We start from the raw sequence: 24901 nt of genomic DNA, 5'->3' as shown, positions 1-24901 counted from the left end.
AAACGACGGCTACATCATGCCGTCGTTTTTTATTTATAAAATGGACAGAATATATCCGCCAAAGGCTCCCAGTATAACGATAACCCAAGGTGGTGTTTTCCAAAAAGCTAGTAAGCAAAAAAGAAGCGAAGCGAAAACGAAATCTGAAGCATTTATAACTGTACTCGTCCAAATAGGATCGTAAAAAGCGGCAATTAAAATACCAACAACTGCGGCGTTAACACCAAGTAGTGCGCCTTGTATGAATGATATTTTTCTCACACTGTTCCAAAATGGTAAAACACCAATAACGAGTAAGAAAGCAGGGAGGAAAATCGCAATTGTTGCGAGTGTTGCCCCAAGCGTCCCGTTTAATACTGCTCCTATATAAGAGGCGAATGTAAATAGTGGTCCTGGTACTGCTTGTGTTAATCCGTATCCAGCTAGGAACTGTTCTTTCGTCATCATTCCGTTTTGTACGAACTCACCTTCAAGAAGGGGCAGCACGACGTGTCCTCCTCCAAATACAAGTGCGCCAGAACGATAGAAACTATCAAATAAAGCGATGTAATAAGAAAACGGTCTTAATATCGGTAGCAGCAGTAATAGTCCAAAGAATAAGACGAGACAAGAAACTGCTATCTTTTTTGAAATAGGTACTTTTATATTTTGTGATTGGCTAATTGGTTGGTTGCGATATAAAAACCAGCCGATAAAGCCACATATTATAATAAGGATGACTTGTGTCCAACTACTTGGCCATAATAAGGCAATTGCGGCAGTTACAATCGCAATCGTCGCACGGTTGCGATCTGGAGTTAACTTTCGCGCCATTCCCCATATGGCATGAGCGACAATAGCTACTGCTACAAGTTTTAGTCCATGAATCCAGCCAGCACTTCCAAGATCGAACTGATTAAGGAATGAGGCGAAGAAAACCAAAACAAGTACAGACGGTAAAGTGAATCCAATCCATGAAATAATAGCCCCTAATAGTCCGCCTCTTAATAATCCAACCCCCATACCGACTTGACTGCTGGCAGGACCAGGAAGGAATTGACATAGCGCTACTAAATCTCCATAGCTTCGTTCATCCATCCATTTTCTTTTTTGCACGTATTCGTGGTGAAAATAGCCGAGATGAGCGACAGGACCGCCGAATGAAGTAAGTCCTAATTTAAATGAGACGAGAAAAATCTCTAATAATGTGTGAAAGATGTGTTTGTTTTTTTTCAAAATAACCTCCTATAATGTTTTTCTATGTGCATTATACAAGAGACTTTCAATCTACAGGAACGATTTTAATGTAAAGATTTTGTGAATCTTTTCTTTGTAATTAAAATTGAAAAAGTCATAAATGATTATGTCTAAACCATAAAGTAGTAGAAGTAGTGCTGGGAAATTTATATAAGGAGAATGCCTTATGACAACACATTTCTTTGCCAGGTTAACAGGTAAGAGGGAAGTGCCTCCTGTAAATACAGAAGCTTTTGGGGTAGCAGAGTTTATTTTTAGTGATGATTTAACGAAATTGCATTACAGAGTAATACTAAAAAATATAGAAAAGGTTACATCGTGTCAAATTCATTTAGGGAAGTCTACTCAAATTGGTCCTGTTGTTTTATATTTGTATGGTCCACTGGAGCAAGGGATTAGTTTGAACGAGGGAAGTATTACTGGTGTAGTGAATGTAGAGGATTTTGAGGGACCTTTACAAGGGAAATCATTTGTACATTTACTTCAAGAAATTATTCAAGCAAATGTATATGTTAATGTCCATACGAAATCACAAAAAAGAGGAGAAATAAGAGGGCGAGTTAGAAAAGTAAAGAAGTAGATGAAAAGGCTGTCCATATGTTGGAACAGCCTTTTCTCATTATATAAGGTGCTAGTTTTAGCGATTATTGTCGGTAAATCGATATGTTTTGAAAATCGCTGATATAATCTGAGTTGCGCCGATATAACTCACGTTACGGTCGATATTTTTAAAAACGGCCTCAATTAATTTTTAACAGGCTGATTTTTAATAAAGAAGTCCATAACGTAAAATACTTCGTCATCAGGTATTTGTATTTCAAATGTATTTTCAATCGGTTGCAATGCTTTTTTTACTTTCATATACATCCAGTATTCATCTTGTCTTCTTTTCTCTTTATCAGGGTGAGGAAGAAGGCTTTCTCCTTTTTGAAGACGGTCAACCATACAGCTCATATGCAGAATAACCCCCATTAAGCTATCAGGAGTTAGCTGTAAGGAAATTAATTCTTGAATTGTATTTAATGCGTAACGAATTGTTTTAATAAGTAATGCCCCATCGTTACGCTGCATTTGTTGTTCAAGAATATCCGCCATTTTTGCATATGTTTCTTCATACGTAATTAATTCTTGAATGGGCTGAATCGCTGTGTAGTTTACGATGTCTTGGAAATGATATGTTAAGCACGGCACTTGCACATCGAAATTCGTGACGATACAAATGATATTACGCTCTTTTTTTATGTTCTCGATCATTTTCGTTAAATCTTTTTCATGGACGATACTAATCGGAATAATTTCAATTAAGTCTTTATCAAATCGTAAATAGTTCTCTAACATTTTTTGAATAGCTAAAGCACTTCCTTCACCAGTTAAACAAGCTGTTAAAATAACAGATTTCATTGGAGAGAGAGGTTTTTTCTTTTCTTCTTGTACGTTTAAGTAAAACGGTGTTAAATTTTTTACTGTTTCATACAGCGCATCTAATGAATAACCGAGCTGAGCTTTTCGAGCTGCTTCTAGTGCATGTGGTGTGCTCGTCATCGAGAGAACACGTACAGGGATTTTGAACTCCGTTTCTAATATGTCACCGATATAAGCAAGTGACCCCATATCGACAAGTAAGAGAAGCCCATTTACATTTTGTAGTGTTTTCATATACACTTTCACACGTTCCAAGAAATCTTTCGGTGATTCGTGTAACGGCATATCAATACCGGTTACTTCCTCAATACCGAGAAGTTCGTTTGCAACGTTTGCCATTTCAGTTGCGATGCCATTACCGTGTGCTAATATTAATACTTTTACTTCTGTTTGTGAGGCAGGAATTGGATCAACAACGAAGAACATTGTTAAAAAGCCAGCTTCATCAATAGGCATTGTTATTTGTAATTCTTCCTCCAGTAGTTGAATGCATTGCATAGCTACGGAAAAAGCTTCTTTATATTTCGTACGAATTTGATTTAATTGTGGGTGATGTATTTGTTTTCCGCTTTGTAAACGTTGTAGAGTTGTCTGTACATGTAAACTTAAAGCAAGAAATACTTTTTCATCAAACGTCTTAGATAAATGCTTTTCAGCAAGTTCCGCTATTTTTTCACATACGGAAACGATATTACGATCCACAATTTTAAAAACATTTTCATGGCTTGTTTTTTTGGATATTTGGTTAAAATATTGTACGAAAAAGCTTTGAACATCATTTTCTATTAGTAATTCTAATTCTTCCTCTTCAATACCACGTGCTTGAAGTTCTTCGTATTTATAGTCAATATAATCGTAAATAGAAGAGCGTTTTTCATCTTCTGTTTTATGATTACTCCAACCTTCCTCACCTGTAAATACAAATGTTTCATTTGGTATTTGGTATAAGTGACGGCTCTTCCTTTCAATGAACAACCCTTCTTTCATATACCAAGGTAAATCTGTACTTGAAACATAGACAGAATCACGTTTCTTTGTGACCAAATCAGAATAGGCTTTCGCACAGGCAATTTGAACATCTGTTTTTAATTGACCGATGTTATTGGGACAATTGTAAAAGACGAAAGCACGCATTGCATTTGGGCTAACGTGAATGTCTTTTCGCAGACGAATTGCTTCATTTGTGAAAAATAGCTGTAGTAAAGCAAAGCGCTCTTTATGTGTACGCTCACGAAGTGGTGGCAGCGTAACAGTCATCGGTATACGTCTTGTAAATGTTTTTAATAAAAATGAATTTGGTTCTTCTGTTGTTGCAGTAATGATTAATACTTGTGCTTTACGTTCGTTCTCTGTTTCTCCAAGGCGGCGGTATACTCCGCGGTCAATAAAGGTGAAAAGCATTTCTTGTCCCTCTGGAGGCAGGCGATGTACTTCATCTAAGAAAAGAATTCCTTCATGTGCTTTTTCAATTAACCCTTTTTGATCACTTGCTCCTGTATAAGCTCCTTTTTTAATCCCAAATAATTGCCCGAGTAGTAACTGTGGATTATTTGCATAATCAGCACAGTTAAAGACGATAAATGGTGCATCTTTGGGAAGCTGTTCAACTTCAATTGCATATTCGTGCATTAAAGAAGCAAACATAGACTTTCCGACCCCTGTTTCTCCCAGTAGTAAAGTATGCATACCGTTTGGAGGATAGAGAATAGAAGCTTTCGCTTTTTCAATTGCAATTTTAAGGCTCGTATTTTCAATTGCAAATGTATCCAATGAAGTTATGTCTTTTGAATGCGTTTCCAACGAAGTGTTCGTTTCTATGTAAAAACGAACAGGTCGCGTATTTGTTTTTAATAAACGTTTATCTTTTACAAGTTTGTTTAAATCGCTACTTACATTGGCGCGATCTAGTTGCAGAAATGTAGCGAGTTCTGATGCGGTTACACCTTCTGTATAATTACCTTTTTGTATTGCGTTAAAAATGAGATCTATTCGTTTCATTTCTATTCACCTCGAAACTTCATCACTATTTAAAATTTTACACAAAAATGGGAAGGGTGGGAAGAGAAAAATAAAACAGCTTTAGCACATAGGCACTAAAGCTGTTACAATCTTGTGTCTTTCCAAAAATTTACCTTGAGATGAGAAGAAGGATTATAGGGAAGAAGTTTGTATCCTTGTGACTGTAAATAATCAATTACTTTTGGCAGTATTTGTACGGTTACACTCGAATCATGCATTAAAATGACTTCGACTTGTTCATCACTTTGATTACGTACTCTTTCGAGTATGGCAGAAGGATTGTCATAGCTTTTCCAGTCGTATGTATCGATCGTCCAATCCCACATTTTATACTGGGCCGATACAAGTGCGTCACGGTAATTCTTTTTTAAGTAAGGCATACTACCATATGGAACGCGAACGAGATGTGTATTTAATTTCGTAACTTGCTGGACAATGCTTTGTGTTTGCTCCATTTCTGCAATTAAAGTGGAAGGGTCACCAGTGTAAAGGCGTTTTACATCGTGTGACATACTGTGAAGTCCGATATAATGTCCGTCTTTAATTAATCGTTGCATTGTCTTTTTATAATGTGGTACTTTTCCACCAATAACAAAGAAAGTTGCTTTTCCGTTCTTTTCTTTTAAGATGTTTAAAATTTGTGTAGTATATTTGTTTGGCCCGTCATCAAATGTTAAGTACGCAATTTTTTGTGTAGGAGAAGTTGTTTCAGTATTTGGATGATATTCAGCAGGAATAACAGTTGTTGCTTCAGTATTAGATGATACGTACATAGTAATCGTTAAAAATAAAATAATACATTGAAATACTCGCTTGATCATAACATTCACCCTCAGTTTGACAATCAAGATGTAAAAAAGAAAACTTGATACTTTTCTTATTATGTATATCTTTCTCCAATAGAGGAACTCTCAAACAATCTATATTTTGGAAATATAAAATGAGAATAAAAAATAGCACCCTCTTATAAGAAAGAGGATGCTATTTGAATATTTCATAATTGAAAAGGCTATACTACAATTAGTCTTCTCGTTTTTTCACTTTTTTATAAAAGGAAATGATTGGTTTGTAGCGTTCATGTACAAGCCCGATTATTTCAGCGATGATTTCTGTGAAGAAAATCAAAGCGAAAAGAAGAATAATGGATAGCCATAACGTTGCACTAGTGAAAATAATGGCATTTACACTAAAGAAAATACCGAATGCGTATATAATTAGTACCGTTTTGCGATGAGAGAATCCCATTGCAAGTAAGCGGTGATGTAAATGAGATTTATCTGGTGCTGAAATAGGTTTTTTATTTACGATACGACGGATGATTGCAAAGATCGTATCAAATATAGGTACACCTAAAATGATAATTGGAACGATAAAACTGAATAACGTTACACTTTTGTATAATCCAAGTAACGATATAACAGAAATACAGTATCCTAAAAATAGTGCTCCTGTATCTCCCATGAAAATTTTTGCTGGATGGAAGTTGTAGAATAAAAATCCAATTGTACTTGCTAATATAATTAATGCGAGTGGCAATATAATAGCTGTTCCAGTACCCCATGGGCTAGTGAAGGCCATATATGCTAGCGTTGCAAGTACGATAGATGAAATCCCAGCAGATAATCCATCTAAGCCGTCAATTAAGTTGATTGCATTTGTAATACCTACAAGCCAAAATACTGTAATTGGATAAGCAAGCCATCCAAGTTCAGTATCCCCAAGGAATGGGATATATAATACTTGCACTAATAATCCACTTTTTACAATCATAATGGCAACTAACAGTTGTCCACCGAATTTTACTCTCGCAGATAACTCGTACATATCATCTAAAATTCCGATGATTACAATGATAATCGCACCTAGCGTTATCGATAACATTCTTTGCTCATATAAGCCGCCGACAACAAATCCTACAGCTACACCAATAAATATTGCTAACCCGCCAAGACGTGGCATAATCTTTTGGTGCACTTTACGTGCGTTTGGCTTATCTGTCGCTCCTATTTTAAAAGCTAATTTAATAACTAAAGGAGTAACGACGAGTACAGTGATGAAAGATGCCAAAATGGCATAAATCACTTGTGAGTCCATTAATACCCCACCCTTTATAGTCTAACGTAATTTTTTTTTTTTGAAAATATATTTATCTGAAAATTATGATGTTTATTTACAGGCTCATAACATATGGTATCACAAAAAGATTAGAATTCAATCTTTTTTTCTTTTTACGGTTAATGGAAGCGAATAGAATATATGACAATTGTATATAGAATGTTGAATCATATAAGAAGGTTAATCGTACTGGACTTCGGAATGTGACATTTTCTCTTTTTCTTCGATAGTGAATACTTTTATTTCAGTATTATAAGTGTTGCACGTAGAAATGAGTAAGTCTCGTGTTAAAATGTGGGAATTTATTACGCGTAAACTGGCAGCCTCATTCTTACTGATTAAGTTTTACTTTATAGTGCATTTAATTTTACAAAAACTTTAAAAAAAATAAGAGAAGTAATTCATATAATGAAAAAGGAAAAGGGTTTTCTCATTTTTAACGTGAGAGGGGGAAGCGCAGGGAGAATTCTAATTTTCATATCTTTTCTATTGTAAATTCCTGTGCGAAAAAGAAATGAAAATTACGATAGTAGGTACTGGGTATGTTGGGTTGATTACAGGAGTAGGATTGGCAAAATTGGGGCATTCAGTTATATGTTTTGATATAGATAATGAAAAAATTGAACGGATAAAACAAGGGGATTTACCTATTTATGAGGTTAGATTACATGAATTAATAAATTATGCATATGAGAATAATGCTTTAACTTTTACATCAAATAAAGAAGAGGCATTTGATGATGTAGAGTTTATATTTATTGCAGTTGGAACACCACCTTTATTAGATGGGACGGCAGACTTAACGTATATTCAGAGTGCTTGTAACGATATTGGATTATATGTGACGAACGATATTATTGTTGTTACGAAAAGTACAGTTCCAGTAGGTACAAATGATGTAATGAAGGGATGGATTGAGGAGAAATTAAAAGGGAGGCATACAGTACATATCGTATCGAATCCAGAGTTTTTGCGTGAAGGTTCAGGTATTTATGATTTCTTTCATGGAGATCGTATTGTAATTGGAGCGGATAGTGAGGAAGTAGCAAGAAGAGTAGAGAGTTTGTATAGTGAATTATGTTTAGAAATGTATGTTACAGATATTAAAAGTGCAGAGATGATTAAATACGCGTCGAATGCCTTTTTAGCTACAAAGATTAGTTTCATTAATGAAATTTCAAATATATGTGAGAAGGTAGGCGCGAATGTATTGGATGTTGCCAAAGGGATGGGAATGGATAAGAGAATTGGTGCATCTTTTTTAAATGCGGGCATTGGCTACGGAGGGTCGTGTTTTCCGAAAGATACGAAAGCGTTGGTGCAAATTGCGGGAAATGTTGCTCATGATTTTCGTTTGTTAAAAGCGGTTATTGAAGTAAATAATAAGCAACAGCTGCTATTGATTGAAAAAGCGAAAAAAGTTATGAACATGAGTAAAAAGCGGATTGCAGTTCTTGGCGCATCCTTTAAACCGAATACGGATGATATTAGAGAGGCATCATCTCTTATTATAATAGAAGCATTACTTAATATAGGTGCAGAAATTGTTCTTTACGACCCAAAAGCAATTCAATATGTAAAAAATATATTTGGAGATGCTATACAATATAGTAGATGTATAGATGAATCAATTAGAGATGCGAGTGCGGTTTTTATCGTAACAGAATGGGAAGATATTCAAACTTATCCGTTAGAAAAGTACGTACAACTTATGAGGGAGCCTATTTTATTTGATGGGAGAAATTGTTATACTGATGAAGATGTTAAGAAACAAAAGATAGATTATTACTCGGTAGGAAGAAAAAGTATTTGTAATAGAAAAGTTTCTGTTATGCGTTAAAAAGGGATGTACTCATGCATATTTTTATATGTCATAATAGAAGCTGTAATTAGTGAAAGAAAAGAGGCAATCACATGACTGAACGTTTAAAAGTAATGACAATTTTCGGGACACGTCCAGAAGCAATTAAAATGGCACCTCTTGTATTAGAGTTGCAAAAACACCCAGAAAAAATTGAATCGATTGTGACTGTAACAGCACAGCATCGCCAAATGTTAGATCAAGTATTAAGTATCTTTGGAATTACGCCAGATTTCGATTTAAATATCATGAAAGACCGCCAAACTTTAATTGATGTTACAACGCGTGGTTTAGAAGGTTTGGATAAAGTAATGAAAGAAGCGAAGCCGGATATTATACTTGTACATGGTGATACAACAACAACATTTATTGCAAGCTTAGCTGCTTTTTATAATCAAATTCCAGTAGGTCATGTTGAGGCGGGCCTTCGTACGTGGGATAAGTATTCTCCATACCCAGAAGAGATGAATCGTCAATTAACAGGTGTAATGGCGGATCTTCATTTCTCACCAACAGCAAAATCAGCAACGAACTTACAGAAGGAAAATAAAGATGAGTCACGTATTTTCATTACAGGAAATACAGCGATTGACGCGCTACAAACGACTGTAAAAGAAACATATAGTCATCCTGTACTAGAGAAACTTGGGAATGATCGTCTTGTACTTATGACAGCTCACCGTCGTGAAAACTTAGGTGAACCGATGCGTAATATGTTCCGTGCAATTAAGCGTCTTGTTGATAAGCATGAAGATGTACAAGTTGTGTACCCTGTTCATATGAACCCTGTTGTTCGTGAAATAGCAAATGAAATTTTAGGTGAACATAACCGTATTCATTTAATTGAGCCGCTAGATGTAATTGATTTCCACAATGTTGCAGCTCGTTCATACTTAATGTTAACGGATTCTGGTGGTGTACAAGAAGAAGCTCCATCACTTGGGGTACCAGTTCTTGTTCTTCGTGATACAACAGAGCGCCCTGAAGGTATTGAAGCAGGTACGCTGAAATTAGCAGGAACAGACGAAGAGACAATCTTTGGTCTTGCTGATGAGTTGTTATCAGATAAAGAAGCTCATGATAAGATGGCGAAAGCATCTAACCCTTACGGTGATGGTCGTGCATCAGAGCGTATTGTAGAAGCGATTTTACAACACTTTAATAAGTAAATAAAAAGGGCCCAATCGGATAGATTGGGCCTTTTTTTTTACGGCTGATTGCGCATAATCCACTCTGCATGAGCATTTGTAGAAGGTGGCGGATCAGTTGGTGTTTTATTTTGGTTTGTCTCTTTTTTTGTTTGTTCGTTAGAGTTAGAACTTGAATCAGGATTTGAGTTGTTTTTTGTAGTTGGATTTTTTGCTTTTTCTCCTAATTCTTTTTCAATTTCGTTACGCACCGTTTCTACACTGATTGGATCTGGAAGGAAGTAATAAATACCGCCTATCTTTTTGTCTTCGCCTTCAAGCTTTAACGTTTGCATTGTAGAAGGATCAAATCCAGAAAGTTTATTGTAAAGAGCAAGTCCGTCTGAAATAGGAATGTCGGTTTTTATATATTTTCCAACGACAGCTGTTAAATCTTTAATTTTAAATACAGTAGAGGTGGAGTTTAGTTTATGAGCAACAGCGGCCAGTAATTGTCTTTGTCTAGCAGCTCGACCATAATCGCCATTTGGATCTTGCTTTCGCATACGGACGTAAGCAAGTGCTTCTTCACCGTTTAAGTTTTGCTGTCCTTGCTTAAATTGAATTTTTTTGTAGTAATCCACGTCAGAGCGCTCCCAGAAATCGAAGGGTACGTCAACGGTAACGCCGCCAACAGCATCAACGATACCTTTAAAGCCTTGGAAATCAATTTTCAGATAATGGTCTACAGGAACTTTTAGAAAGCCTTCGACAGTTTTGATTGCCATTTCTTCTCCACCGTAAGCATGGGCAGCGTTAATTTTGTCTTCCTTATTTTTGCCAACAATTTTAACTCGAGAATCACGAGGAATACTCATAAGTGAAATCTTTTGCGTTTTTGGATTGACTGTTGCAAACATTAATGAGTCTGTACGACCATTTTGACCATCTGTCGCATAATCTTCTATACCCATAATGAGAATTGTAAAAGGTTCTTTTGTAATTTCTACATCTTTGTTTCTTAAATCTGATTTTTCACGAGTAAAACCACTATACATCCCCATAAGAGAAGAGTAAGAATTTAACACATAAACTCCTATGCTGCCAAATAAAAATGCGAAAATAAGGAAGAAGAAAAGTTTCCTTCTTCGCTTCTTTTTTATTCTGCTATTTTGGAGATGATAATAACGTTCTTCCATATATAATCTCCTTAGTTCGTTAGTTCATTTGTAGGGAAGTAATTCACTACATTAATCTTTGAAGGTGATAAATGGGTTATGCTTAGATAACATCTTGTTCTAAGTACAACATATCTCCTTCTGTAATTGTACATTTCCCGTTTGTTAATTCAATCATCCAATCTGTAAATGCTTGTTTGCCGTCTTCTTCTACATACGTATCAAATGTGACATTTTCTAGATAATGAATATCTTTAATGGCATATTTTGAATTGCGTAATTCATTTTCCACTTTGCCAAGTAATGTGTAATCAATCTCGGTTTGCATCACACGCATTAGTTTTCGCTGGACAACACCGACATGATTAATGCCTTCGCTTGTACACTTTCCATATGCACGAATTAATCCACCTGCACCAAGTTTAATGCCACCAAAATAGCGTGTTACGACAACAACGGTATCTTTTAGTCCACGTTTTTTTAGTACTTCCAGCATTGGTACGCCAGCTGTACCGCTAGGCTCGCCGTCATCATTTGCTTTTTGAATATGATCTTGTTCGCCAATTAAATAAGCGGAACAATTATGTGTTGCATTCCAATGTTGTTTTTTTATTTTTTGTATAAATTCTTGAGCCTCTTCCTCAGTCGTTGCTCGGCTAATATAACAAATAAATCTTGATTTTTGAATGACGATTTCGTGTTCGCCGTAGTCTTTGATTGTTAAATATTGTAATAGCACTTGTGTACGCCCCTATCTATCAAAATGACTAGTACTTTCCATTTTAAAAGCGAGCCTTTTTATATTCAAACATTTTTTCTAAATATGCTGAAGTTTTTGGTGAGTATTTTATCTTTTTGTTGTAATTTGTCGAGATGGTAGGTATAATTTCAACCGGCATTTTCATGTATGGATGCACCATTTGTAGTTTTCGTGTAAAATTAGGAAATAAAACTTTTTATAAGGCAGGTACGAAAATGAAAATAGCTATTGTTACTGATAGTACGGCATATATACCGAAGCAAATTCGTGATGAACTCAATATATATATGATTCCATTAAACGTTGTGTTTGGAACAGAATCTTATCAAGAAGAAGCTGAAATTTCAGCAGATGATTTTTATGTGAAAGTACGTGAACAAGAGGAACTTCCAAAAACTTCTCAACCAGCAATCGGAAAGTTTGTTGAGCTATATGAAGAACTAGCTAAAGATTATGATGCAGTTATTAGTATTCACCTATCAAGTGGAATTAGTGGTACATATCAAACATCAACGACAGCTGGACAAATGGTAGAGGGTATTGATGTATACACGTATGACTCTGAAATTAGTTGTGAAGTACAAGGATTTTATGTGCGTGAAGGTGCAAAGTTAGCAAGTGAAGGAAAGAACCCAAAAGAAATTATCGCTCGTTTTGATGAAATGAAGAAAACGATGGACGCCTATTTTGTAGTTGATGATTTACATCATTTACAGCGTGGTGGTCGATTGAATAGCGCGCAAGCTTTCATCGGCAGTCTGTTACAAGTGAAGCCAGTTTTATATTTTAGAGATAAAATCATTATTCCGTTTGAAAAGATTCGTACACGTAAAAAAGCATTAAAACGTATCATTGAAATTTTTGATGAGCAAGCAAGTAAAGGTGTACCTATGGAAGCAGTTATCATTCATGCGCAACGTGAAGAGGAAGCGAATGAATGGAAGAAAGAATTAGAAGCAAAATATCCTCACGTCACAATTCGTACAGGTTATTTTGGAGCTGTAATTGGTACACACTTAGGTGAAGGTGCATTAGGTCTTGGATGGTATACGAAGTAATAAAGATATAAAAAGCTCTCTTTTTAAGAGGGTTTTTTTACGGGTATGTTACGTTTAGTTGACAAGTTAATATTTGGAAATGGTAAAATGTACGTAAAATAAAATAATGAGGAAAGTTTTATAACTTACTTTTTACAAGAAACTATATTATAATAGAAGAGAGGTGAAACATATGGAGCATAATTCTTGTTTATGTCCAAAGTTTGAGTCAGCTTTTACTCTGCTTAGTAAGAAGTGGACTGGCTTAATTATTAAATCTTTGCTTGAAGAGTCGAAACGTTTTAGAGAAATCGCAGATATTATCCCAAATATGAGCGATCGTATGTTGTCAGAGCGTTTAAAGGAATTGGAAAGCGAGGGCATTGTAGTTCGTAATGTCTATCCAGAAGTACCAGTTCGAATCGAGTATGGCTTAACTGACAAGGGAAAAGCGTTAGAAAGTGTTATGGATGAGGTCCAAAATTGGGCTGAGAAATGGATGAAGTAGTATTTCATTTGTATTCGTATTCGTATATTTAATAAAACGTAAGGGATTCCTTACGTTTTTTCTTTGTTTATAGAAGTGAGAAAAGTATATAAATTTCTACACATACATACAAAAATATACGCATTTTGCGCTAGAGCTACATATAATATTACATTTGTTTTACAAAAACGTAACATTAGCAAAAAAAATCCCGAATTATGGTATAAATTTTATAGGTTATATACGGAAAAAGAAAAAAGAAAGCGGTGTAAAAAATAAAATGAAAAAGCTAAAAATGGCATCTTGTGCATTAGTTGCAGGATTAATGTTTTCTGGGCTAACACCAAATGTATTTGCAGAAGATAAAATTTCTGACGTGAAATCACAAATTAACACACAAAATGACACTTTACATAAACAACAACAAGAACGTGATGAATTACAAAAACAAATGAATGACTTAAACAAAACAATTCAAGGTTTAGATAAATCTGTTCAAGAGAATGCTGCAAAGCTTGATGAAACAACGAAAAAAGTTGCTGATACTGAGCAATTAATTGAAAAGAAAAATAAAGATATTGCAGAATTACAAACAAAGATTGCAAAACGTGAAGAGCTATTAAGAAAGCGTTTAGTGGCACTCCAAGAACAACCAAATACGAACGTTGTAACAGAAGTTCTTGTAAACTCTAAAAACATTGCAGATTTAGTTGATCGTTTAACTTCTGTTTCTAAAATTCTTGAGTCTGATGAAGATATCATGAAAACACAACAAGAAGATCAAGCTAGTGTGAAAAAAGATGTTGCAACGGTAAAAGAGAAACAAAAAGAATTAAAAGAAGCACAAGCTCAAATTGAAACTGCTAAGAAAGATCTTGACGCTGAAAAAGCGAAAAAAGAAACTGCAGTAAATGATTTAAGCGGTAAAATGGAAACAGTTGTAACTACAATGACAAGTACGGAAAGCCAATTAAAAGAGCTTGAACAACAGGCATTAAAATTACAACAAATTGCTGAAAAAGAAGCGCAAGAAAAAGCTGCACAAGAAGCTGCTGCTCAAAAGCAAGCAGAGCAAGCCGCTAAAGACGCGCAAGCTCAGCCAGCACAGCAACCAGCGGCGGCTCAACCAGCACAAACGCAAGCTCAACCAGCAGCTCCAGCAAATAATGCTGTACAAGCTCCAAAAGAAGAGTCTAAAAAAGAAGAACCTAAAAAAGAAGAAGCGAAAAAACCAACACCAGTAGTAACAAATGATGGTGGCGGAAGACAAGATGTTGTTGAAAAAGCTAAAGGTTTAGTAGGTCTAAAATACGTATGGGGTAGTGCGTCAATTTCAAACGGTGGTTTTGACTGCAGTGGTTTAATCTCTTACGTTTACGGTTTAGGTCGTCAAGATACTAGAAGTCTATGGAGTTCTGTACAAAAAATTAGCCCATCTGAAGCGAAACCAGGAGACCTTATCTTCTTACAAGGCACATATAGAGCGGGCGTATCTCACGTTGGAATTTACATTGGTGGCGGTCAAATGATTCATGCTGCTGATGAGTCAACAGGTGTTACTTATGGTAGCGTAAATAGCTCTTACAACCAAAAACATTTCTTAGGTTACGGAAGATTATAGAATTATAATTCAATGAAAAACGTGTATAAAGTCGATAGCTTACTATTTTCTAAGTAGGTTATCGGCTTTTTTGAGTTTTTACGAAATGATGAGAAAGGTTTATAGTAGTGCTGGAGGTGATTGTTGATGCTAGCGGGGAAACAGTTGCTATTAGAAGAACTTTCTTCAGATTTACAGAGGGAATTAAACGATTTGAAAAAGAAGGGAGAGATCGTATGTGTACAAGGTGTAAAAAAGAAGAATTCTAAATATATGTGCCAACGCTGTGGAAACGTAGATCGGTGGCTATTTGCGTCGTTTTTATGTAAAAGGTGCAGTAAAGTGTGCACATATTGCCGGAAGTGTATAGCGATGGGGAGAGTAAGTGAATGTGCTGTACTTGTTCGCGGGATTGCTGAAAGAAAGAGAGAAAAGAATTCAAATTTGTTACAGTGGAACGGGACGTTGTCTACTGGCCAGAATTTGGCGGCGCAAGGAGTTATAGAGGCTATTAAGCAAAAAGAATCATTTTTTATTTGGGCTGTATGCGGGGCTGGGAAAACAGAGATGTTGTTTTACGGTATTAACGAAGCGCTTCAAAAAGGAGAAAGAGTTTGTATCGCAACGCCAAGAACGGATGTTGTTTTGGAATTAGCACCGAGATTACAAGAAGTATTTCCATATATAAAGGTAGCGGCTTTATATGGAGGGAGTGTAGATAAAGAAAAAGATGCAGTACTAGTCGTTGCGACCACGCATCAATTATTACGTTATTATAGGGCGTTTCATGTCATAGTTGTAGATGAGATAGATGCTTTTCCATATTGTGCAGATCAAATGTTACAGTACGCGGTAAAACAAGCGATGAAAGAAAAAGCGGCGCGTATTTATTTAACTGCGACTCCAGATGAAACGTGGAAGCGAAAACTTAAACAAGGTAAACAAAAAGGTGTTATTGTTTCTGGACGATATCACCGTCATCCGTTGCCAGTTCCTCTATTTTGCTGGTGCGGAAATTGGAAGAAAAGCCTCAACCGTGAAAGAATTCCTCGAGTTTTAATACAATGGTTAAAGATGTACATAAACAAAAAGTATCCTGTTTTTTTATTCGTTCCCCATGTACGATATATAGAAGAAATAAGCTCGTTATTGAAATCATTGCATAATAAAGTTGAAGGGGTACATGCAGAAGATCCGATGAGAAAAGAGAAAGTCGCAGCGTTCAGAAAGGGAGAAATCCCATTATTAGTTACAACGACAATTTTAGAGCGAGGCGTAACGGTGAAAAATTTGCAAGTTGCAGTTTTAGGGGCGGAAGAAGAAATATTTTCAGAAAGTGCGCTCGTACAAATTGCGGGCCGAGCAGGGCGGAGCTTTGAAGCACCGTATGGAGAGGTCATTTATTTTCACTATGGCAAGACAGAGGCGATGGTGCGCGCGAAAAAACATATTCAAGGTATGAATAAAAATGCGAAAGAACAAGGATTGATCGATTAATGCATTGTTTACTTTGTGATGAGTGTTTTGTAGAAAAGGTTAGTTGGTACACTTTTTTTGTAAAGTGTCATAGAAAATATATATGTGATAGATGTGAGCAGAAACTTTCCTATATTATAGGAGAAATTTGCATGGAGTGCGGGCGACCTTTAGAATTTGTTCCTGCCTCATTTCAAGAAGACGGTATTTGTATAGATTGTATAAGGTGGATGAAAGAGGAGAAGTATCGTTCTTTTAAAAACCGTTCGTTATATATGTATGATGATGAGATGAAAGAAATAGTAGCGCAGTTTAAGTTTCGGGGGGATGCAGAGTTAGTGCACATTTTTTATCGTCCTTTTCGAAGTTTATTTCAAAAGTGTTTTGCCAATGTCTCAACTGTTATCGCTGTTCCGCTTAGTAAGGAAAGGGAAGTTGAACGTGGTTTTAATCAAGCTGAGTTATTAGCAACTTGTTTGCCTGTCAAAATTTCTTATCCATCATTAAGAAGAAGGGAAACAGAAAAGCAAAGTAAGAAGACACGTAAAGAAAGGGTGTCAGGAAGCAATCCTTTTTATTTTCAGGGAGAAGAGATGTTTTCTGGGCAACATATTTTACTCGTTGATGACGTGTATACGACAGGGATTACAGTTAGGCAAATCGGAAGTTTGTTATATGAAAGAGGGGCAAGGGAAGTATCTAGTTTGACACTTTGTAGAAGTTAATATGACAGTGTCGAAAGGGATAATAAAAAGGCGATAAGTCTTCTTTGACTTCATATGTTGTCATTCGTTATAGTCAAAATATGGGGCGAATGCCCTGATTTTTAGAGTGAAGGGAATGGAATGAACATGCAAGGAAGAGTGAAATGGTTCAATGCAGAAAAGGGATTTGGGTTTATTGAGCGTGAAGATGGTGACGATGTATTTGTCCATTTTTCTGCTATTCAACAAGATGGGTATAAGTCATTGGAAGAAGGGCAACAAGTAGAGTTTGACATTGTAGATGGAGCACGTGGACCACAAGCAGCTAATGTTGTGAAACTGTAGGGTATATTGTTTTGGGAAGAGAAAGCTGCGTTTGTGGCAACGTTATATATATGTAGTAGAACCTCTTGTTTTTCGCAAGGGGTTTTTGTTATAGGGTAAGTTGTCAAAAAGTTGTTTCTTTTCTGTAACGAATTGTCCACAGAAATATTCGTTATTCACGATGTTAATAGGATAAAATAAAGATAGAAACGATGCATCTTTTCATTTCAACAAAAAACGATAAAAAAATCGCAATTCCACTAATTTTTTTAAAAAAGTTAGAAGGAGTTTTTAAGCCAATGTCGAAATTATAGTACATAGGCTTGAAAGGAGGAATTCATCTATGAAATTCAACATTCGTGGTGAAAATATTGAAGTAACTCCAGCATTAAAGGAATATGTAGAGAAAAAACTAAGTAAGTTAGAGCGTTATTTTGATACATTCCCAGAGATTAAAGTTAATTTAAAAGTATACTCTGACAAGCAACGTGTCGAGGTAACAATTCCATTTACTGATTTATTACTTCGTGCAGAAGAAACTAATAGCGATATGTACGCTGCTATCGATTTAGTAGTTGATAAAATTGAGCGACAAATTCGTAAACATAAAACAAAAGTAAATCGTAAGTTACGTGAGAAAGGTTCTATAAAAACGAACTTTATCCTTCCGGAAGCAGTAGCTGTTTTGGATGAGGTAGAAGAAGATGAATTAGAACTTGTACGTACAAAACGATTCGATTTAAAACCGATGGACGTTGAAGAGGCAATCCTACAAATGGATATGCTAGGACATAATTTCTTCGTCTTCACAAATGCTGATACAAATGAAACTAATGTTGTATATGGCCGTAAAGATGGGAAATACGGTTTAATCGAAACTAAATAATAATTCGAAAGCGCAGCTGAATGAGGCTGCGCTTTTTTTGCTGAAAATAGATTTTTAAAAAACTTTTCTTAATTTAGAACGAGACAATCGGCCGATTGTTGTCATAGTTATAAGACAAGTGTTACAATTATCATTAGGTATATACATTTTAGTTTTTTTAATTAGGAGAAAAATTGGCATAACATACATTTGATTTTTATAACGACTGATTGTAATAGAGAAAAAGAAAAACAATCGGAAGTTTTATTTTAATAAAAAGAGGAGCGTATTTCCTATGATCGGTATTTTAAAAAAGGTGTTTGATGTAAATCAACGCCAAATTAAACGTATGCAAAAGACAGTTGAGCAAATTGATGCATTAGAGTCATCTATTAAGCCACTAACTGATGAACAATTAAAAGGAAAGACGCTTGAATTTAAAGAACGTCTAACAAAAGGTGAAACAGTAGATGATTTACTACCTGAAGCTTTTGCAGTTGTTCGCGAAGCGGCAACTCGTGTTCTTGGAATGCGTCCATATGGCGTACAGTTAATGGGTGGTATTGCCTTACATGAAGGGAATATTTCTGAGATGAAAACGGGTGAAGGTAAAACGTTAACATCTACATTACCTGTATATTTAAATGCTTTAACAGGAAAAGGTGTTCACGTTGTTACAGTCAATGAATATTTAGCACAACGTGATGCGAGCGAAATGGGACAACTTCATGAGTTCCTTGGCTTAACGGTAGGAATTAACTTAAATAGTATGTCACGCGAAGAGAAACAAGAGGCTTATGCTGCTGATATTACGTATAGCACAAATAATGAGCTTGGATTCGATTACTTACGTGATAACATGGTTTTATATAAAGAGCAGTGCGTTCAACGTCCACTTCACTTTGCTATTATCGATGAAGTCGATTCTATTTTAGTCGATGAAGCACGTACGCCGCTTATTATTTCAGGACAAGCTCAAAAATCAACAGAGCTATACATGTTTGCAAATGCATTTGTTCGTACGTTAGAAAATGAAAAAGATTATTCATTTGATGTGAAAACGAAAAATGTAATGCTAACAGAAGATGGTATTACGAAAGCAGAGAAAGCTTTCCATATTGAAAACTTATTCGATTTAAAACATGTAGCACTTCTTCACCATATTAATCAGGGGCTTCGTGCACACGTTGTTATGCATCGTGATACAGATTATGTTGTACAAGAAGGCGAAATCGTAATTGTAGACCAATTCACTGGTCGTCTTATGAAAGGTCGTCGTTATAGCGAAGGATTACACCAAGCGATTGAAGCAAAAGAAGGTGTAGAAATTCAAAATGAAAGCATGACGCTTGCAACAATTACATTCCAGAACTACTTCCGTATGTATGAAAAATTATCTGGTATGACTGGTACAGCGAAAACAGAGGAAGAGGAATTCCGTAACATTTACAATATGAACGTTATTGTAATTCCGACAAACAAACCGATTATTCGTGATGATCGCGCCGATTTAATCTTTAAATCAATGGAAGGTAAGTTCAATGCTGTTGTTGAGGATATTGTAAATCGTCATAAAAAAGGACAACCTGTTCTTGTAGGTACAGTTGCAATTGAAACTTCAGAGCTTATTTCAAAAATGTTAACGCGTAAAGGTGTACGTCATAACATCTTAAATGCGAAAAACCATGCTCGTGAAGCAGATATCATTGCAGAGGCTGGTATTAAAGGTGCTGTAACAATCGCGACGAACATGGCAGGTCGTGGTACAGATATTAAGCTTGGAGACGATGTGAAAAACGTTGGTTTAGCAGTTATCGGTACAGAGCGTCACGAAAGTCGTCGTATTGATAATCAGTTACGTGGTCGTGCTGGTCGTCAAGGGGACCCTGGTGTTACGCAGTTCTACTTATCGATGGAAGATGAATTAATGCGCCGATTTGGTTCAGATAATATGAAAGCAATGATGGACCGCCTTGGTATGGATGATTCTCAGCCGATTGAAAGTAAAATGGTTTCTCGTGCGGTAGAATCTGCACAAAAACGTGTTGAAGGAAATAACTATGATGCACGTAAGCAGTTACTGCAATATGATGATGTACTTCGTCAGCAACGTGAAGTTATTTACAAACAGCGTCAAGAGGTAATGGAGTCTGACAACTTACGCGGCATTATTGAAGGTATGATGAAATCTACAGTAGAACGTGCTGTTGCTCTTCATACACAAGAGGAAATTGAAGAAGATTGGAACATTAAAGGTCTTGTTGACTACTTAAATACAAACCTTCTTCAAGACGGAGATGTAAAAGAAGAAGAATTACGTCGCCTTGCTCCTGAGGAAATGAGCGAGCCAATTATTGCGAAATTAATTGAGCGATACAATGAAAAAGAAAAGCTTATGCCAGAAGAGCAAATGCGTGAGTTTGAGAAGGTTGTTGTATTCCGCGTTGTAGATACGAAATGGACAGAGCATATTGATGCGATGGATCACCTTCGTGAAGGTATTCATTTACGTGCTTACGGTCAAATCGATCCACTTCGTGAGTACCAAATGGAAGGGTTCGCGATGTTCGAGTCAATGGTTGCTTCTATTGAAGAGGAAATTTCTCGTTACATTATGAAAGCTGAAATTGAACAAAACTTAGAACGTCAAGAAGTTGTTCAAGGTGAAGCTGTTCATCCTTCTAGCGATGGCGAAGAAGCAAAGAAAAAGCCAGTTGTAAAAGGTGACCAAGTGGGCCGCAATGATTTATGTAAATGTGGTAGTGGTAAAAAATATAAAAACTGCTGTGGTATCGTTCAGTAATATAGGACGATAGCTTTGGCTGTTTTGCAAACTTTTATATCAAAAATGTATAATTAAGAAGGATTAAACTCTCTCCGTAATAAGTGGAGAGAGTTTCCCTTGTTTTCATACGAAAGTAACAGCAATTACATAGAGGTGAAGGAAATGGAATTAGTAGAAATTAGACAGGAATTAGAGAAAATGGCTAAGCGATTAGCGGCTTTTAGGGGGTCTCTTTGACCTCCCTACTAAGGAGAAACAAATTGCAGAATTAGAAGAGAAAATGATGGGCGCAGGATTTTGGGATGACCAACAAGGCGCACAAGCTGTAATTAATGAAGCGAATGCGTTAAAAGATATGGTTGGAAAGTTCCGTCAGTTAGATGAGACGTTCGAAAATTTAGAAATCACGCATGAGCTTTTAAAAGAAGAGTATGATGAAGATTTACATGAGGAATTAGAATCAGAAGTAAAAGGCTTAATTCAAGAAATGAATGAGTATGAGCTTCAGTTACTATTAAGTGATCCTTATGATAAAAATAATGCGATTTTAGAATTACATCCAGGTGCAGGTGGAACTGAGTCACAAGACTGGGGTTCTATGCTATTACGTATGTACACACGCTGGGCTGAAAAACGCGGATTCAAAGTAGAAACGGTTGACTATTTACCAGGTGATGAAGCTGGTATTAAGAGTGTAACTTTATTAATTAAAGGTCATAACGCTTACGGTTACTTAAAAGCAGAGAAAGGTGTACATCGTCTTGTACGTATTTCACCATTCGATTCTTCAGGGCGTCGTCATACATCATTCGTATCTTGTGAAGTTGTACCAGAGTTCAATGATGAAGTTGAAATCGAAGTACGTACAGAAGATTTAAAAATTGATACGTACCGAGCAAGTGGAGCTGGTGGACAGCACGTAAATACGACAGATTCAGCAGTTCGTATTACACATACACCGACAAATACGGTTGTAACATGTCAGTCGGAGCGTTCTCAAATTAAAAACCGTGAGCATGCGATGAAAATGTTAAAAGCGAAATTATATCAAAAGAAACTAGAAGAGCAACAAGCAGAATTAGATGAAATTCGCGGAGAGCAAAAAGAAATCGGATGGGGTAGCCAAATCCGTTCTTACGTATTCCACCCGTATTCTCTTGTAAAAGACCATCGTACAAATACGGAGGTTGGTAACGTACAAGCTGTTATGGATGGAGAGATTGATCCATTTATTGATGCTTACTTACGTTCTCGCATCTAATAAGCGAAAAAAAGCCAACGAAATTGTTGGCGCATGCTGAGGACAATAGAGGATATAAAGAATTTGATTTTATTTTTATAGATGAAGTAAAGAGGAAGAGAAGTTGGAAACGACAACTTCTCTTTTTGATGGGATTATATGTAGATTACAATGCTGTATATTGTTTTGTAAAAAGTAGAGAATAGTAAAATAGAGCGGTAATATGGTAAAGATTTATATAGAACTTTCTAATTTTCCTTTTAAAAAGGATGCTTTATAGGAGTTTTTTAAGTTGTTCACAGAATTGAAACAACTTATGAAAGCATTATTTTATCAAGGTTCTCACTGTATTTTTGAGGAATATGAAATACACCTTAGTTTTTCTATATAAAGATAATGCTTATAATGAAAATGAGTGTGTTAGGAATAAAAAGAATATCAACAATGGGGAGCGATAGAAGTGAAAAAGAAATTGTTGGCTATTGCGCTAGGGACATCGGTTGTTTTTGCTTTAGGAGCATGCGGAAATAAAGAAGAGAGTAAGTCTTCGAAACAGTCTGCAAGCACAGACAGCGCAGAACAAATTTTCCAAAGAAGTTGTGCGGGATGTCACGCAACAGATTTATCAGGGGCAACTGGACCTGATTTAAGAAAAGTAGGCGGTAAGTACGACGCTGCAGATATCGAAGAGATTATTAAAAAAGGCCGCGGTTCAATGTCACCAGGACTTATTCAAGGTGAAGATGCGAAAAAAGTGTCTGAATGGTTAGCTGAACATAAATAAAAAAGGTGAAATGGACGAGTTGATAATATAGTCAACTCGTTTTCCTTTTTTCTGGTATGTAACATAACTGTAACAAAAATGTATCCAAATTGGAAACCGTTTGATGTTACAATGGGGTTTGTAGAATTTTGCTGAAATATATTACATAGAGTGGTATTGCTTATGAGAAAGCATAAGTAAACTATCTTCAACAAGGATGACTAAATGAAAATGAAGGATGTCTTTTGTTTTCAGATGTACAGAAAAGTATTTCGAAAAAAATCATTAAGTATTGGGTGATAAATAATGATAAAAATGACGAATGTTTATAAGGAGTACCCGAATGGTATGAAAGCCATTGCTGGTCTTACAGTTAACATTAAACAAGGTGAATTCGTATACGTAGTTGGACCGAGTGGAGCCGGAAAATCTACATTTATTAAAATGATGTATCGTGAAGAGAAACCATCTACAGGATCTATTAATGTAAATGGACTTACTATCGAAACATTGGCAGAAAGAGATGTTCCGTATTTCCGTCGTCAATTAGGCGTGATTTTCCAAGATTTCAAATTGCTACCTAAATTAACGGTATATGAGAATGTTTCGTTTGCTTTAGAAGTAATTGAAGAAGAACCGGATGCAATTCGTGAGCGTGTAACAGAAGTTCTAGGTCTTGTAGGCCTTGAAGATCGTGCAGACGCACTTCCAAGTGAGCTTTCGGGCGGGGAGCAACAACGTGTGGCTATTGCAAGAGCAATTGTAAATAGACCAAAGGTTGTAATTGCCGATGAGCCAACAGGTAACTTAGATATTGAAACAGCTCTTGATATTATGAATATTTTTACTCGCATTAATGAGCGCGGCACAACGATTGTTATGGCGACGCATAATGCAGATATCGTAAATACAATCCGTCATCGTGTAATCGCGATTGAAGGCGGAAAAATTGTTCGAGATGAGATTGAGGGAGGATACGGATATGAAGGCTAAGACCCTTAGTCGACATTTGCGAGAAGGTGTAAAGAATCTATCACGTAACGGATGGATGACATTTGCTTCTGTTAGTGCAGTAACAGTTACATTATTACTTGTAGGTGTCTTTTTAACAGCGATTATGAATATGAACCATTTTGCGACGAAAGTAGAGCAAGATGTAGAGATTCGTGTACACATTGATCCAGCTGCAAAAGAAGCGGATCAAAAGAAATTAGAAGAAGATATGAGTAAGATTGCAAAAGTAGATTCTATTAAATATTCTTCTAAAGAAGAAGAGTTAAAACGTTTAATTAAAAGCTTAGGTGATAGTGGAAAAACGTTTGAGTTATTTGAACAAGATAACCCACTTAAAAACGTATTCGTTGTAAAAGCGAAAGAACCAACCGATACAGCGACAATCGCGAAGAAGGTTGAAAAAATGCAGTTTGTTAGTAATGTTCAGTACGGAAAAGGGCAAGTTGAACGATTATTTGATACTGTAAAAACTGGTCGTAACATTGGGATTGCGTTAATTGCTGGTCTTTTATTCACAGCGATGTTCTTAATCTCTAATACAATTAAAATTACAATTTATGCTCGTAGTACAGAAATTGAAATTATGAAACTTGTTGGTGCAACAAACTGGTTTATTCGTTGGCCATTCTTGCTAGAGGGGTTATTCTTAGGAGTATTAGGATCAATTATTCCAATTGGCCTAATTCTAATTACGTATAATTCGTTGCAAGGTGTGTTTAATGAAAAACTTGGCGGAACAATTTTCGAGCTTCTACCATACAGTCCATTCGTATTCCAATTAGCTGGTTTACTAGTGTTAATCGGTGCTTTAATCGGTATGTGGGGAAGTGTAATGTCAATTCGTCGCTTCTTAAAAGTATAAAAAGTTGCAAACATAATTCGTACAAG

Annotated in this window: 21 protein-coding genes; 15 read left to right on the top strand and 6 right to left on the bottom strand. The window is 36.0% G+C overall.

The window, feature by feature from the left end; translation table 11 throughout:
- Positions 1–33 precede the first annotated feature (33 nt).
- Positions 34–1215: a chromate transporter gene (locus ACTFR3_RS18000; protein WP_000739648.1), complete on the bottom strand. Its 1182-nt coding sequence runs from the start codon at positions 1213–1215 to the stop codon at positions 34–36.
- Between the two features lie 187 nt (positions 1216–1402).
- On the opposite strand from ACTFR3_RS18000, the gene exsM reads away from it, so the two are divergent.
- Positions 1403–1816 carry an exosporium regulatory protein ExsM gene (gene exsM / locus ACTFR3_RS17995; protein WP_000207046.1) on the top strand — a complete coding sequence of 138 codons (414 nt, stop codon included), beginning with the start codon at positions 1403–1405 and terminating at the stop codon, positions 1814–1816.
- 164 nt (positions 1817–1980) lie between these two features.
- Here the strand turns inward: exsM and ACTFR3_RS17990 are convergent, their stop codons facing one another.
- From ACTFR3_RS17990 to ACTFR3_RS17980, 3 genes are all read right to left on the bottom strand, one after another.
- Complete coding sequence (locus ACTFR3_RS17990) at positions 1981–4656, bottom strand: PRD domain-containing protein (RefSeq protein WP_000820967.1); 2676 nt, start codon at positions 4654–4656, stop codon at positions 1981–1983.
- Between the two features lie 104 nt (positions 4657–4760).
- On the bottom strand, positions 4761–5498 hold the full coding sequence (locus ACTFR3_RS17985; RefSeq protein ID WP_000597149.1) for a polysaccharide deacetylase family protein: 738 nt from the start codon (positions 5496–5498) through the stop codon (positions 4761–4763).
- Between the two features lie 199 nt (positions 5499–5697).
- Complete coding sequence (locus tag ACTFR3_RS17980) at positions 5698–6771, bottom strand: glycosyltransferase family 4 protein (RefSeq protein WP_000378319.1); 1074 nt, start codon at positions 6769–6771, stop codon at positions 5698–5700.
- 535 nt (positions 6772–7306) lie between these two features.
- Between ACTFR3_RS17980 and ACTFR3_RS17975 the strand changes: the two genes are divergently transcribed.
- Both ACTFR3_RS17975 and wecB read left to right on the top strand, forming a co-directional pair.
- Entirely contained in the window at positions 7307–8632 is a 1326-nt protein-coding gene (locus tag ACTFR3_RS17975) for a UDP-glucose dehydrogenase family protein (protein ID WP_440044634.1), read from the top strand.
- Between the two features lie 74 nt (positions 8633–8706).
- Positions 8707–9822: a non-hydrolyzing UDP-N-acetylglucosamine 2-epimerase gene (gene wecB / locus ACTFR3_RS17970; RefSeq protein WP_440044633.1), complete on the top strand. Its 1116-nt coding sequence runs from the start codon at positions 8707–8709 to the stop codon at positions 9820–9822.
- A gap of 38 nt (positions 9823–9860) precedes the next feature.
- On the opposite strand, the gene ACTFR3_RS17965 is transcribed toward wecB, so the two are convergent.
- Together ACTFR3_RS17965 and ACTFR3_RS17960 are read right to left on the bottom strand one after the other, a co-directional pair.
- Complete coding sequence (locus tag ACTFR3_RS17965; protein ID WP_000392799.1) at positions 9861–10979, bottom strand: LCP family protein; 1119 nt, start codon at positions 10977–10979, stop codon at positions 9861–9863.
- 82 nt (positions 10980–11061) lie between these two features.
- A complete protein-coding gene (locus ACTFR3_RS17960; RefSeq protein WP_000926669.1) occupies positions 11062–11697 on the bottom strand; it encodes a YigZ family protein in 636 nt (211 codons plus the stop codon).
- A gap of 236 nt (positions 11698–11933) precedes the next feature.
- Between ACTFR3_RS17960 and ACTFR3_RS17955 the strand changes: the two genes are divergently transcribed.
- From ACTFR3_RS17955 to ftsX, 12 genes are all read left to right on the top strand, one after another.
- Positions 11934–12776 carry a DegV family protein gene (locus ACTFR3_RS17955; RefSeq protein WP_000684725.1) on the top strand — a complete coding sequence of 281 codons (843 nt, stop codon included), beginning with the start codon at positions 11934–11936 and terminating at the stop codon, positions 12774–12776.
- A 172-nt stretch (positions 12777–12948) separates the two neighbouring features.
- Positions 12949–13263, top strand: a complete 315-nt coding sequence (locus tag ACTFR3_RS17950) for a winged helix-turn-helix transcriptional regulator (protein WP_000400857.1) — start codon at positions 12949–12951, stop codon at positions 13261–13263.
- Positions 13264–13417: 154 nt separating this feature from the next.
- A complete protein-coding gene (locus tag ACTFR3_RS17945) occupies positions 13418–14863 on the top strand; it encodes a C40 family peptidase (protein WP_000499477.1) in 1446 nt (481 codons plus the stop codon).
- A gap of 126 nt (positions 14864–14989) precedes the next feature.
- Positions 14990–16339, top strand: a complete 1350-nt coding sequence (gene comFA, locus ACTFR3_RS17940) for an ATP-dependent helicase ComFA (protein ID WP_440044632.1) — start codon at positions 14990–14992, stop codon at positions 16337–16339.
- Complete coding sequence (locus ACTFR3_RS17935) at positions 16339–17043, top strand: ComF family protein (RefSeq protein ID WP_033666421.1); 705 nt, start codon at positions 16339–16341, stop codon at positions 17041–17043. The genes comFA and ACTFR3_RS17935 overlap by 1 nt, the downstream gene beginning before the upstream one ends.
- A gap of 126 nt (positions 17044–17169) precedes the next feature.
- A complete protein-coding gene (cspC, locus tag ACTFR3_RS17930) occupies positions 17170–17367 on the top strand; it encodes a cold shock protein CspC (RefSeq protein ID WP_001990088.1) in 198 nt (65 codons plus the stop codon).
- A gap of 322 nt (positions 17368–17689) precedes the next feature.
- Positions 17690–18232 (top strand): ribosome hibernation-promoting factor, HPF/YfiA family, encoded by a 543-nt coding sequence (hpf, locus tag ACTFR3_RS17925; RefSeq protein ID WP_000671185.1) that lies wholly within the window; start codon positions 17690–17692, stop codon positions 18230–18232.
- 274 nt (positions 18233–18506) lie between these two features.
- Entirely contained in the window at positions 18507–21014 is a 2508-nt protein-coding gene (gene secA, locus ACTFR3_RS17920) for a preprotein translocase subunit SecA (RefSeq protein ID WP_000579385.1), read from the top strand.
- 144 nt (positions 21015–21158) lie between these two features.
- A protein-coding gene (gene prfB, locus ACTFR3_RS17915; protein WP_096001716.1) for a peptide chain release factor 2 occupies positions 21159–22257 on the top strand; the annotation gives its coding sequence in 2 pieces (ribosomal slippage) (positions 21159–21230 and positions 21232–22257; 1098 coding nt in all).
- A 439-nt stretch (positions 22258–22696) separates the two neighbouring features.
- Positions 22697–23020 carry a cytochrome c551 gene (gene cccB, locus ACTFR3_RS17910; RefSeq protein ID WP_000727971.1) on the top strand — a complete coding sequence of 108 codons (324 nt, stop codon included), beginning with the start codon at positions 22697–22699 and terminating at the stop codon, positions 23018–23020.
- Between the two features lie 285 nt (positions 23021–23305).
- On the top strand, positions 23306–23992 hold the full coding sequence (ftsE, locus tag ACTFR3_RS17905; RefSeq protein WP_000594321.1) for a cell division ATP-binding protein FtsE: 687 nt from the start codon (positions 23306–23308) through the stop codon (positions 23990–23992).
- Entirely contained in the window at positions 23982–24875 is an 894-nt protein-coding gene (gene ftsX / locus ACTFR3_RS17900; RefSeq protein WP_000645027.1) for a permease-like cell division protein FtsX, read from the top strand. Before ftsE ends, ftsX begins: the two co-directional genes overlap by 11 nt.
- Positions 24876–24901: the final 26 nt, after the last annotated feature.

The organism is Bacillus cereus group sp. MYBK14-1, from assembly GCF_051916885.1.
GTDB lineage: Bacteria > Bacillota > Bacilli > Bacillales > Bacillaceae_G > Bacillus_A > Bacillus_A cereus.
This window is presented reverse-complemented; position numbering and strand designations above follow the sequence as displayed.